The following is a 12,968-nucleotide window of genomic DNA, read 5'->3' on the forward strand; positions in this document are numbered from 1 at the left end:
CCGTTGCCGCTGCAGCCGGTGTACCGAGGGCTGGGCTACAGGCGGGGGGATCTGCCCAAGGCGGAGTTGTGTGCTGCTCAGGTGTTGTCTTTGCCCTGCTTTCCTGAGTTGACCCTCTGTCAACAAAAACGGGTGGCTGTTGCCATCGCAGACATCCTCTCCACATCATCACCCCCATAGCACCAATTATGATTATTTCAAATTACACTGAAGTAGCTTGTAGATTCCAGACTCTCCTTCTCCTTTGGGAGAGGGGCTGGGGATGAAAAAGCGCTGAGAGGACTGCCGTGTTGTTGAAACTAAGCCGAAAATTATTTCAAAGGATGGGAGGCCGGGGAACCTTCTCCTCAAAGCAGGGATCGAGATCTCGGGTTCGCTTTCTGCGCCGCTTCCGCTTTACCCGTATCGGGGGGCGGTTTATCGGGATCGCCCTGTTGGTGAGTATTGCTGCTTTCAACACCGGCAACAATCCCCTGTACTTGTTGCTGGGGATGCTGCTCAGCCTCATCCTCATCAGCGGTACCCTCTCTGATATCACCCTCAAAGATTTGGAGGTGAGCCGGCAGTTGCCCAGCCGCATTTTTGCCGGTCAGCCTGTCTTGCTGGGGCTTACGCTCATCAACCGCAAACGGCGCTTGCCCAGCTTTTCGTTGCAGGTGAGCGAACGCATTGAGGGGCTGAGGCGGGAAGATTGGCCTTCCAGCTATGTTTTGCGGGTGGATCCCGGTGCCAAGGTGGACACTTTTTATCAGCATACTTTTTCAAAGCGGGGAGTCTGGCAGTTGCAAGGTTTTGAAGTTGCCACCAGTTTTCCATTTGAACTCTTCCGCAAGGCGGTAGAGATTAGGGATCCCCAAACGGTGATCGTGTTTCCGCGGCCTGCCTCGGTTCAAGGATTGGTGCTGTGGGATCAGCTCAGCAGCGGCAACCAATTGCGCCCCCAACCCGGTCGAGAGGGAGACTACCTGAGCTTACGGCCCTACCGCCCCCAGGACGATGTGCGCTCTGTCCATTGGAAGATCTCGGCAAAACGGGATCAACTAATCGTGCGGGAGTTGGAGCGTCCACGATCCCAAGCCATCACCCTCTGTTTTGAAAATCGCTGGCAGCCCCAGAAAGAGAGGCCCGAGATCCATCGAGACAAGTTGGAGCGAGCTGTAGAGCGCTGTGCCGGGATCCTCTTCTACTTGATGCGAGAAGGTTACCCGGTAGCACTCGTTACGTTACAAGAGCGGACTCCTTTTGGGTCAGACCTGGCCCATCAAGATCACCTGCTGACCGTGTTGGCACGACTTACTTTTGTCGGGGATCCCCAGCTCAGCCCTCCACTGGAAAGAGAACCTGATCCCTCTGTCAAGTTTGACCTCACCCCTCAAGATCGCTGTGTGCTGCTGGCCCATCCCGACCAGGATGGAAAATCTGCCCCGGCCCATCTCATCCACACGGGATCGCTGTTGCAATTTATCCCAATTGAGTGAGCTTCAGGCCCATTTTGATAGCAGGATCCATCGGGGATTGTTTAGAAAGCTGGGGGCGCAGATCCTTGCAAAGCTTTAGGTTGAACTGCTGAAGAAGTGGTGGTTCACTGCTCCAACTTTTGTCGCAATTCTGGAATGGCCCGCCGCATTTGTCGATAGCCCTCCTGAATAATCGGATCTGCTTGATGAAAATCGAAGATCCCATACTGGCTCAGCTTGGGTTGTAAGAGCAAATCCGGCGGATGTTCGGCTAAAACACTGCGGGTAACGATTTGCTCCATCACGTTCAACGTCTTGCCAATAACGTCGAAAATATTGGGACCAGAGGGCTCATCTGGAAACCATTGGCTAATTTTTTCTTGGATCCCTTGTTGTAGGGATTGATAGCGTTTGCGAATGCGGGTGATGAAGTTGGCTTCTTCTTCGATCACTTCTCCTTCAGCATTCAAGCGCTGTCGCCGTTGAAGGGTTTCTTCCACCTCTGTTTCTTCCAGTTGCGACTCCACATCCGCGGGATCCACATGGTTGAGATTGACCGCAACAACAACATCGGCCCCCATCTCTCGCACCACCCGCACTGGCACCGGGTTGACAATGCCCCCATCTCCGAGATAGCGCCCTTCGTGGTGAAAGGGAGTGAAAATTCCTGGGATAGAGATGCTGGCCCGCACGGCATCTGCCATTTTGCCCGAACGCAACAGCACCTCCTGGCCTGTGATCAAGTCGGTAGCCACACAGCAAAAGGGGATCCCGGCCTCTTCAATACACAGCTCTTGCAAATGTTCTGTCAGCAGCTCATAAATTTTGTTGCCATCCAGCAGGCCACAGGTGGGAAAGACCACATCAAACAAAGACAGGATCATCTTCCAGTTAAGATCTCGCACAAAGTCTTCCAGCTCATCCAGTTCTCCCGCTGCATAAATGGCTCCCACAAAAGCGCCAATGCTCGTCCCAGCAATGTAGTCAACGGAGATCCCAGCCCGCTCTAGAGCTCGAATCACACCAATATGAGCCCATCCCCTCGCTCCGCCGCTGCCCAGTGCTAATCCCAGTTTTTTGCCCATGATTGCTCCCTCAAAAAGAGACCCAAAAGACTTCAGGAATCTTAAACTTTGCTCTCTCTAAAATCAATTAGGTACCTGCCCTTTCTCGCAGATCGGGAGGCAGATAACTGCGTTCCCCTAAGATTTCCAGAAGGGGGCCATAGCGGTCGAACTTGACCACGCTGACCGAGGCGGCCAAAACCTCAATGCGATCCCGGTAGCGGCCCAGGTCGATGCCCAGCAGGCTGCAGAGAATAACCCGAATGGTGGCCTTGTGGGAGACGATCAAGACGTGGCCGCCTGTCCATTTTTCCTGGATCTCGGCCACAACCGGCATGGCCCGATTGGCAATTTGCACGGCGGTTTCGCCCCCCGGAGGGGCGTTCCAGGCCGGCTCGGTCATCCAGCGCCAATAGGCTTCTGGGTAGGCTTCTTGTGCCTCGGCGTGGGTTTTGCCCTCCCACTCGCCGTAGTGAATTTCTCTTAGGCCCTCTCGAATCTGCATCTCCAAGCCAACTTTCTCGGCCAGGGGGCTCAAGGTAGCCAAGGCGCGCCGCATTGGGCTGACGTAGAGAGCTTGCCAAGGGATCCCAGCATAGGCTGCGGCAAAGGCTTCTGCCATTTGTTTGCCTTCGGGGGTGAGGTCGGGATCGAGAGCGCCGCAAAAGCTGCCGGAACGGCTGTAGGGGGTTTCTCCGTGTCTAAGGAGGTAAAGTCTCAGTCTCATGGGAGATGTGCGGATGGGTGGTGAACTTCGCCACTCTAGCTCTCCTTATCCCCCTTCGGGGCGGTGGTTGGTGGTGGGGATGTAGATGCGGCTGCCCGCCCACTGCAATTTTTCCCGCAGAGTGCGAAAGTAGGAGAGCTCTTTTTCCAGGATCATCAGCTTGGCCGGTGTAGGCGCTTGCTGAATGTGAACCCACTGGCCGGGATTCACCGACTGGGCCAACACGCCATCTGTCCACAGGCGGGTCAACCCTTCGGGATCGGCAAGAGGCCAAATGTCCACCCTGGCTGTGCCGCTGATGACAATAGGACGGCTGGACAAACTCAGGGGACAAATAGGGGTGATGATGATGGCGTCGAGGGTGGGCTCGAGGATGGGGCCATTGGCTGCCAGAGTGTAAGAGGTGGATCCCGTCGGTGTGGCCACCAGCACGCCATCCCCGTGGTACTGATCCAAAATCTCTCCGTTGACCTCGATCTCCATGATCGCGGCAGGCAGCCGTTCTCGGTTGATCGGCTTCAGGCAGATCTCATTGAGGGCATAGTAGACTTCGCTAACCGGGCGGCCCTGGGGTTTTCCCTCTCCACGGGCGGCCAAGGGATCCCCTCGTCCCAACTGCGGCTGTTCCCAAATCTGGGCTTGCAACATCATGCGGGCTTGCAAGAAAAAATCCCCCGCCTGGATACGATCCCAGGGATCCTGTTGCAGCACCCGCTCCGACTGGGCCAAAAACCCCAGCCTACCCCCCGCTTTGATCGGCAAAATCGGGATCCCATGGGGAGCCAGGTATCGTGCCGCCGCCAACACCGAGCCATCTCCCCCCAGCACCACCGCCAGATCGATGGGATCCGAGGTGGCCTCCAAAAAGACTGGGTAGGGGTTGTGGTGCAAGCCGGTGGGAGCCGTTAACACCGTAACGCCGCGCCGGCGCAACTGTTCAGCACACCTCTGACAAGCGGCTTTGCTCTCCCGATCCCCCTCTTTGTAGGCAATCACCACCAAGCCCAAGTCCATGGTCAACCTCATCAAGGGATCCCTGTCGATTGTCCCCTTCTTCAGACTGGGGATTGCTCAGGATAATCCAGACTATCCCCCCCAAAGTTAACCAGAAAATGTTCTCTTGGACGGTGAAACCGATCACCGCAGCTCTCCCTTGAGCGTCACTGCCCCCGCCAGAGCTTTCTTCTACAACTTTTAAGTAACAGTTAAGTAAATGTAAACTACCCGACCCTGACTGCTTCGCAGCACAGGGCGGGCTTTCGGTAGCCCTGCAGTTGGCAAGCCAACCACGAGCCTCTAGGCTGGTTTACGGCAGCCCCCAAAAGCGCAATCACATTCGCACCATTCAAGTCCGCATCCCCTTCCCATCCACAGTGTCCACACTTAAACTTCTTTCCACTGCGGTAGGATTGCGCAGGGTCGGGATGAATGTGCAAACACCGGTGGCAGGTCTGCGACGTGTAAGCAGGCGGCACAAGAATCAGAGAAACCCCTGCAGCCCTCGCCTTGTATTCCAGAAACTGGCGTAGTTGGTAGAACGCCCAACTGTTGGCCCTGCGCCGTTCGGCTTTGCTGCGCGGCTGTTGATTGACCCTTTCCCGAATCCCTGTCAAGTCTTCCAGAGCAATAGCGCTATTTGTCGCCTTTGCCCTGGAGACAATAGCTTTGGAGATGCGATGATTGACCCACGCCTGAAAGCGTCTCTCCTTGCCAGACAGCCGTTGCAACAGTTCTCTGCATCTGCGCCGCGAACTGCGGGTGCCCTTACTGGCTTTGCGTTGGAGTGCCGCCCTCAGCTTGGAGTAGTGGTCGCGGATTCGGTTCAACTGCTGTCCATTCCAGTTATCCCCTTCTGACGTATGGGCAATATCTGTCCTTCCCAAGTCCACCCCCAGCACTCTACCCGTGCGTTGCGGTGGGGATGGCTCTGCTTCCACACAGATTTGAATGGAGTAGGAACCGTCTTTGCGCTTGACCAGAGTGGCAGATTTGGGATTGGAGCCCGCCAGCCGTTCTCTCTGGTAGCGGCCAATCGCCAGCTCAAAGCGCTCCCGACCCTCCACCGTGGTCAGCGACACCGTCCAGTCTTTCTCGCGGAACGAAAAGATACGAGCGTCGTAGGTAGCGAAGCCCCCTTTGAACGCTTTGACGGGGCGGTTTTTCTGTTGGGCAACTTTACGGGCGCCGGCCAGCCGTCTGCAGACCTGCTGGTCGCGTAAGCGGGACGTAGTCCTTGCCAAGTTACTGGACAAGCCGAACCGGGCACGGATTTCGCGGTAGCACAGAGACTGGAGCTTAACGGCGTTGGCGACTTTCTCCGGCGTGTTCTGGTTGACCCAGTTCAACGCCTGCACAAAGGCATCCATTGTCGCGTCCAATTTGGCGGCTTGCGACTGGGACGCCTTGAGCTTGCAGGATACGGTCAGGACTTGGGTCATGGTTCTATCATAACTTCCGCATTCCTCCCGACACTGACCCTACGGGTACAGTGCGGGGCTCCTGCGATTTCTAGCTGAGAAGTCACCTTGAAGAATCAACTGAAAACCCCGCCATTTCCAACAGATGGCCCCAATCCGGATCCCTGAGTTCAGCCACCGGCGTAGGCTGGTGCAGACCTCAGCAATTCGGTTTATGGTATGGACATTCCCCCTGCAATTCCTCTTCTCCAAGCTGCAAACCCATGACCGCAGATCTCACCAACCGCATTTTGGGCAACCGCTACCAGCTGATTCAAGAAATTGGTAGCGGCGGTATGGGATCCGTCTTCCGCGCCTTAGACTTACACAACAACGGCCAAGAGGTAGCTGTCAAGATCTTATATGCCCCCATGCTGCTGAGCCGGGGCGACTTCCAGACAGACTTGCGCCGTCGCTTTGCCGAAGAGATCCGCGTTAGCACCCTTCTGGGGCAGCATCCTCGCATCGTCAAGGTTTTGGATCACGGCCAAGAGGGGGAGCAGGCCTACTTGGTGATGGAGTACCTCAAGGGGCAGGATCTGGGCAAGCTGATCCGAGAAAAAGGGGCTTTGCCGGTTCGACAAGCCGTTCGACTAGCCTTGCAGGCCTGTGAGGGGCTGCACTTTGCCCACACGTTTCAGGCCAAGGTAGAGGGTCGCGAGATTCGAGGCGTTATCCATCGCGACATCAAACCCAGCAACCTCTTCATCGAGCAAGTTTTTCAAAATGGCAAGCTCATCCCCCAACTGAAAATCCTCGACTTTGGCGTGGCCAAAACCCTGGCGGATCACACCCTCAGCCTGGGCACCCAAAAAGGGGGAGGATTTATCGGCACAGCTCGCTACGCCTCTCCCGAACAGATACGGGGCAAAGCCTTGGATGCCCGCTCGGATATCTACTCCTTTGGGGTAGTGCTCTACGAGATGCTGACGGGATCCATGCCCTTTCAGATGGAAACCGACTCCCTGCACAGCTGGATCCACGCCCATTGCTACGAAAGCCCAATCGAGATCAACCCGAAGGCAGCTCCCCAGCCGATCCCACCCCCCTTGGCAGCCGTGGTGATGGATTGCCTGAAAAAAAACCCAGACGAACGACCGCAAACGATGCGGGAGCTGGGGGAACGACTGCTGCAAGCCTATGACCTGACGGCAACCACCCAACTCTCTAGTGGCCAAGCCAGCACTGTGATCCTGCCCACCGGCAGTGCCAAGCCTCAACAGGATGCTCCACCCTCTTCTGAGTCCAAGCCACCGATCCAAACCACCCGCAATACAGGATCGGCTTCTGGAGCCTTTGAAGATATCCGCGATGAGGATCTGGATCTCATCGAAGATGAGCCGGTCTCTCCCCCTCCTCCAGGTGCAGGGATCCCCTATTACATCACCGAGCGGGAACCCTCCTCAGCAGAAGCTTCGCCGGAAACACCGGATCCCTCCCCCCAAAGTGAGGATGAAACTCCCAAAACGCCCTCCACAGTGATCCCAGCCAGCAACGCTCTCCCGACCGTTCAGGATCCCCCCGTCGCTCGCCCTGCCACGCCGGCACGAACCGATACTCCCCGCACTCGCCCTCTGCGGCAAGCTGCCCCCCAAACGGTTCTACAGCCTTCCGACAGCAACCTGAAGTGGGTTTTGGCCGGGGGATCCCTGGGCGTTATGGCTTTGCTGGCCGCCTTTTTGCTGTGGCCACGTCCAGCGGTTCGCGATAGCCGGGAAGAACCGGATCCGATCCCTACCGCTGAAGTAACCCCAACACCTACACTCGAACCTGCTCCCACTCCAACGCCGACACCCACCCCGACTCCAGCACCAACACCCACTCCGGTGCCAACGCCCACCCCGACGCCGACGCCGACGCCCACCCCGACTCCAGCGCCAACACCCACTCCGACGCCGACGCCCACCCCGACTCCAGCACCAACACCCACTCCGGTGCCAACGCCCACCCCGACGCCGACGCCGACACCCACCCCGACTCCAGCGCCAACACCCACTCCGACACCGACGCTTACCCCTATCCCTCAATTCACCCCGCTTGTCCCTCGTACTCCTACCCCCACCCCGACTCCATCCCCCACTCCCACTGCCACACCTGCCCCAGCAACGCCAACACCTGCGGCAGAGCTGGCCCTCAGCGGCGAGTGGCTTTACGAGGGAGGATCTTTTATCTGGCAGGGATCCCTGTGCAAGGTCAATGTTGCGGCTGGCGTCCAGGAAACCGTCTCCATTCGTCAGGAGGGCAACCAGATCAGCGTTTCCTCCCCCAGCTTTTCTGAGCGCAGCGGCCAGCTTATCGGCAGCCAACTTTCTGTCAGCGGTAAGGCAGCGGGTAGTGGCACCCCAACCATCACTTGGAGCGGCACGGTCAGCGCTGACGGGCGCTCGATTCGAGGAACGGCTACCTGTGGTAGCGCCAGCTTCGCCATTAGGCTCACACGGCAGAGCTAAATACCTACGCCTCCTCCCCGATCACCGCCGCCGCCGTCTTCCCTATCGTCCGGTTTCTGTTGCCGTTGAGGCGGTGGAGGAGGAGCAGCAAAGCTTTCGCTCACAACTTCGATGGTGTAAGGGCCTCGCCCAGGGCTACCCGGCCCAGCCGTTGGAGAGGCATTTTGCGCCCAGTAGCTTTCCACCCGGAGCAAGTAGCAGCGGTCTTGCCGCACGGGGATGGTCAGCTCAGAGGTGGTAAAGTTGCCAGGGGTGGCATCATCATTCACAAAAACGTCAGGATCAAATCTCTGGTTGCTGTCAAAGCTGCCGATGACCAATAGCGGGTCGAAAACCGGGCTGGTCAGCCGGATCGTAACCCCCGTAACGTTGGCTGCAGAGGGAAAGTAAAGAAACCCATCTGAATAAAAGGTAAACGTGCCGGGAGGGGGTGGGAATTCCCGGGCATTTCGAAAATTGCCCTCCTCATCAAAATAAAACTCCAAAAGGCTATTCGGCCCCAAGGTTCCACTGCGCCTATCCCCCTGTCGGCGCAGACCAATCGATGCAAAAAGGCCTGGACTGAAGGCTTGTTCGCAGACGTTCACCAGAGGCGGTATTGTACTCCCTCCACTTCCTCCACAGCCTGCCAAAACCGCAGCTGAGGCCAAAAGGCACAAGAAAACCCTCTGCAGGGATCCCTGCGGAGCTCTAGAAGCATTCGATGCTGGCCCTGGCATAAGCACTCCTCCGGACACCGGATGTCAATGTTCCTCTAGATTACGATGCTCTGAGCAATTCTCAGCAAAATGCAGATCACTGACAGGATTTTCCCACGTTTAGGCTTGCACCGGCCTGGGGGGGCTGTTCCGCTGTTGACCTCGAGAAGGGAGCTTCAAGGGCGTAGTGGGGCCGTTGAGCCAATTTTGTCCTCAGGAAGGGATCCAGAGCAAAACCCTTTTTCGCAGTGGGCTAACCACTACTGGCGTCGGGCTTCTTGGTGAGGAAGAAATGGGCCAGGGCTGCCACACATTCTCGATCTTCGAAGAGTAGGTGGCATCGCTGCCGAACCTCCTCAGCCATGTGGTAGCGAAACTCAGAATCGGATCCCAGTTTTACGGCCAAATCCTCGTAGCTTTTAAGATCCGAGGCAATTAAGCTGTCCAGCTCCATTCTTTTGAGAATGGCATAGGTATGCCGCCCCCGCATCAGCTTTCCAGGGCAAGTGATTACAGGTAACCCAATCGCAACGGCTTCTAGGGTGGTGATCCCACCTGACCAGCCATAGGAATCTAACATAAGATCGGCACAGCGGTTGAGATCCAAGTAGTCTTGATAATCCAATCCGGGCAGGATCAGGCAGTGGTCTTCTACATTGAGGCCATACAAAGAAAAAGCCCGGGTGAGCCGTTCCCGAAATTGTCGGGCAATAGCAGCATTGGGTAGAGCCAAAAAAACAAATTGAGCGTTGGGCACTCGCTGAGCAATAGCGGCAAAAAGATAGTCATATTGGGGCAGATATTTACCCAAGTATTGACAAGCTAGGTAAACCACTGCGTTTCTGCGCAGGCCGAAATCCTCTCGATAGCGCTTTTGCTGAGGCAAAACCGGCTTTTCGAAGCAAGTACCCAAATGAGGTAAACGAATCAGGGTTTCACTATAATGTTCTTGAGCATCCTCTGGCTCCATTAAATCGCTGGAGAGGAAATAGTCAATCGTAGAAAGTCCAGAAGTTATAGGATGAGCCCAAGTGGAGCACTGTATCGGTGCCAGTCGCAGGGAAGCCAGTTGCAGAATAAGAGGTGAAAGACCAATCTCCAAATACACCAAAATATCTAGCTGATCCTGCAGGATTTGTCGGGCTGCATCCTCAAGTCCGGTGGGAATGTATCGAAACACATCGGCATATTGACGATACCGGTCTGTCATGAAATCGGTTCTGGGATCCAAGTGATAGGCGAAGACTTGAAACTTTCGCTCCGAGTTAGCCTGTCCATCAGCCCAATTGGCGTTCAGGTACTTAACCCAACCCAGAGATAAGCGGCTGTAAGAGCAAGCTCGCATGGAAGCTGAGGCAAACCCAACTCGGAGGGGATCCCCTGGTTGGGATTGGCAAGGAAGATATCTCCAATCGGGATAACAGGCGTTGACTATGCGTTGAACAAACTGGGCATATTTTTTCTGCAAATCCAGGTCGTTGTAGCCTTGGTACTGTAGGTAGTGATTGGTTCCCAGTCCTGACGCCCACAGCGCTCTGCGACGTTGCTCCTCCGTTTCTAGGGGAGTTTCCTCAATAAGACAATCCAGATGCTCGATAAAGCGAGCACGAAAGGAGTTGAGTTCTTCCTCGCTCCGATAGACTGCTGGCAGATACAGATGATAAAACCAACGAGCCTGTTCTAACTGGGGATCCAAAGCCATTGCTTTCTCCAGGTGATCCAACGCAACAGCGTGTTCTCCTTGATCTCGACAGGCGATGGCCAGATTCAGATGCACCTGCGCCAAAGGGATCCCTGTCTGTTCATCCGAGTTTTCCAGTAGAGGATTGAGTAGGGCAATGGCTTCTTCGCTACGTCGCAGGTTAACTAAGATTTTTCCAGCTTGAAAGGCAGATCCAGCAGCGTGTGGATTCAGTTTCAGGCTTTGCTGATAACAGGATAGCGCTTCCTCCAGTTGACCCAAAGACTCATAGACGACACCCAAATTGTGGTGATACAGAGCCACTTCGGGATGTTGCTCAATGGCTTCTGCAATGAGAGCCGCTGCCAATTCCGAGTCTCCTCTGGCTTGAGCTACCGTTCCCAACAGGTGAAGGGCATCTGCATGCTCAGGAAAATCCGCCAAGATTTCGGAGTAAATGGCCTCTGCTTGCCGCAGATCTCCTGCCTGCTGAGCTCGGATCCCGGCCAGAAGTTTGTCTGTAGGTGTCAAGTCCGACATCCGCTACAAAGTGGCTAGAAATTCCCCAGATTTCTCTGCCCAGTATAGTCATTTCAAGTGGATATAAACATCCCCCAAGCTCCACCATTAGCCCTTTTCCCAGAGGAAGAGGGGAGTTGGGGATCAACGGAACAACAGTTTCACTGCTATTGGGAATGCCCCCGTTGTGTTGCTTCTGAGTTGTTGATGTTTGGATGTCTATGTCGGCATTTCGAGGACTTGTAACTCGCTTTTCCAAACCGGTAAGCGAGGAGAAGGGCAACCTAAACCAAATCCGCTGCCACCCGGTGGGCGCAGGCAAAGCCGGAGAAGGCAACGGCATTGAGCCCTTGGCCGGGGAAGGTGCTATCCCCCACGCAGTACAAGTTGGGGATGGCGGTGCGATTGAAGGGCATGCCCAGCAAGCCCCAGGGATCCCGGCTGGGGATAGGCCCATAGGTGCCGTTGCTGCGGCTCAAAAAGCGGCGGTGGGTGCGGGGGGTGCCTATCTCCTTCAGTTCAATGTGGGATCCCAGTTGGGGCCAAAGGGCCTCCAGGCGGCGGATAAGCCGGTCGGCGGCTTGCTGTTTTTGGATCTGGTACTGGCTTGGGTTCAACCCTTGCCAGGTGGACATCCAACTGGGGGTAAAGGCATGAACAATGTGGCGGCCCGGGGGAGCCAGGTCGGGATCCAACAGGGTGGGGACGGAGACGAAAAGGGTGCCCTGCTCAGCCTCCATCTGATCCCAATCTTCCAGGAGAATGTGGTGACAATGGCATTCGCCGGCCAGGGCCTCGGCCCGCACCCCCAGGTGCAAGCTTAAAAAGCTAGGGGATTGCTGGTAGCGTTTTTGCCACTGCCGCTCCGCCCTGGGCAGGGATCCCGGCCATAGGCGCTCAAAGGTGTCCCAGCGGGTGGCATTGGAGATGATTGTGCGGGCAAAGAGCTTTTCCCCGCTGGCCAGCTCTACACCCACCGCCCGACCTCTTTCTTCTAGGATCCGCCGCACGGACGCTTTGTAGCGGATCTGCCCGCCATGGGCCTCTAGTCCCTGGGCCAGCTTTTGGGCGATCTGCCCCACCCCCCCTTTGGGATAGTTGACACCGCCGTAGTGTCGGTCACAAAACACCATCCCGGCATTGATGATGGGCGTGCGATCCGCCGGCACCACCGACCAGCAGTAGCACTCCATGTCCACAAAGCGCAGCAAATCCGGATCCCGCAGACAGCGCCGCGCCACCTGGCCCACATTCACCGGCAAATAGCGCGCCAAGGTCAGGCAGCCGAGGGGATTACCCACAAAAGACCGAAACAGATAGCCCCACTCCTCCAACGAGAGCAGCTCCATGGCGTTGAGGCTGTTGAAGATGGGCCACAGGCTATCGTAGAACCGGCGAATGCCGGCGGCTTCCCGGGGAAAGTAGCCGGATAGCTCCTGCAAAAACTGCCCGTAATCCCGGTGTACTCGGGGATTGAGCCCCTTGGGCAGGTGGTAGGCAATCTGCACCGGATCGGGGATAGAGTCTATGGACTGGCCCACCGCTGCCAAGGCGCGGGTCAGCAAGTTGGTGGTACCCTGGGTGCCCAACCCAAAGATCATGGAAGCGCCCACGTCAAAGCGGTAGATCCCGTTGCCTAAGGGATCCGGACGCTCAAAATAGCCGGCACTGCCCCCTGGAATGAGGTATTTCTCCAGCACCAGCACACGGTATCCTTTGGCAGCCAACTGGCTGGCCGCGACCAATCCCCCGATCCCAGCACCGATGACGATGGCATCCCAAGCAGGGGAAGGGGTGTGCAGAGCCTGCAAGAAGGTCTGAGAAGGCAAAGTTGAGGTCAAGGGATCCCTCTGGAAACTCAAACGCAAGATCAGTATCTTTACCGTACCAGAGGTTCTAGGGTTTCCTCATGAGTT

Annotated in this window: 10 protein-coding genes; 3 read left to right on the plus strand and 7 right to left on the minus strand. The window is 56.4% G+C overall.

Annotated elements, in window-relative coordinates; translation table 11 throughout:
* Positions 1-180, plus strand: a 180-nt coding sequence (locus ACVWVQ_RS10490; RefSeq protein ID WP_457508349.1) for a DegT/DnrJ/EryC1/StrS family aminotransferase, incomplete at its 5' end; no start/stop codon positions are given.
* 257 nt (positions 181-437) lie between these two features.
* Positions 438-1,478 carry a DUF58 domain-containing protein gene (locus ACVWVQ_RS10495; protein WP_457508351.1) on the plus strand — a complete coding sequence of 347 codons (1,041 nt, stop codon included), beginning with the start codon at positions 438-440 and terminating at the stop codon, positions 1,476-1,478.
* Positions 1,479-1,582: 104 nt separating this feature from the next.
* Here ACVWVQ_RS10495 and ACVWVQ_RS10500 read toward each other — a convergent pair whose 3' ends face one another.
* From ACVWVQ_RS10500 to ACVWVQ_RS10515, 4 genes are all read right to left on the minus strand, one after another.
* Positions 1,583-2,542 carry a patatin-like phospholipase family protein gene (locus ACVWVQ_RS10500; protein ID WP_457508353.1) on the minus strand — a complete coding sequence of 320 codons (960 nt, stop codon included), beginning with the start codon at positions 2,540-2,542 and terminating at the stop codon, positions 1,583-1,585.
* Positions 2,543-2,609: 67 nt separating this feature from the next.
* The gene (locus ACVWVQ_RS10505) at positions 2,610-3,248 is read right to left on the minus strand and encodes a histidine phosphatase family protein (protein WP_457508355.1); all 639 of its coding nucleotides are present in this window, start codon (positions 3,246-3,248) and stop codon (positions 2,610-2,612) included.
* Positions 3,249-3,293: 45 nt separating this feature from the next.
* Complete coding sequence (locus tag ACVWVQ_RS10510) at positions 3,294-4,262, minus strand: NAD(+) kinase (RefSeq protein WP_457508388.1); 969 nt, start codon at positions 4,260-4,262, stop codon at positions 3,294-3,296.
* A gap of 206 nt (positions 4,263-4,468) precedes the next feature.
* Positions 4,469-5,686 carry an RNA-guided endonuclease InsQ/TnpB family protein gene (locus ACVWVQ_RS10515; RefSeq protein WP_457508357.1) on the minus strand — a complete coding sequence of 406 codons (1,218 nt, stop codon included), beginning with the start codon at positions 5,684-5,686 and terminating at the stop codon, positions 4,469-4,471.
* 242 nt (positions 5,687-5,928) lie between these two features.
* Between ACVWVQ_RS10515 and ACVWVQ_RS10520 the strand changes: the two genes are divergently transcribed.
* Positions 5,929-8,154, plus strand: coding sequence for a serine/threonine protein kinase (locus ACVWVQ_RS10520; RefSeq protein WP_457508359.1), 2,226 nt, complete (start codon positions 5,929-5,931; stop codon positions 8,152-8,154).
* Here ACVWVQ_RS10520 and ACVWVQ_RS10525 read toward each other — a convergent pair.
* The 3 genes from ACVWVQ_RS10525 to crtH all read right to left on the minus strand — a co-directional run bounded on the left by ACVWVQ_RS10525 (position 8,151) and on the right by crtH (position 12,893).
* Positions 8,151-8,657: a hypothetical protein gene (locus tag ACVWVQ_RS10525; protein ID WP_457508361.1), complete on the minus strand. Its 507-nt coding sequence runs from the start codon at positions 8,655-8,657 to the stop codon at positions 8,151-8,153. The two genes, ACVWVQ_RS10520 and ACVWVQ_RS10525, sit on opposite strands and share 4 nt — an antisense overlap.
* Positions 8,658-9,105: 448 nt before the next feature.
* Positions 9,106-11,073, minus strand: a complete 1,968-nt coding sequence (locus ACVWVQ_RS10530) for an O-linked N-acetylglucosamine transferase, SPINDLY family protein (protein WP_457508363.1) — start codon at positions 11,071-11,073, stop codon at positions 9,106-9,108.
* 263 nt (positions 11,074-11,336) lie between these two features.
* Positions 11,337-12,893, minus strand: a complete 1,557-nt coding sequence (gene crtH, locus ACVWVQ_RS10535; RefSeq protein WP_457508364.1) for a carotenoid isomerase — start codon at positions 12,891-12,893, stop codon at positions 11,337-11,339.
* Positions 12,894-12,968 lie beyond the last annotated feature (75 nt).

The sequence above is a fragment of the Thermostichus sp. MS-CIW-36 genome (assembly GCF_054059035.1).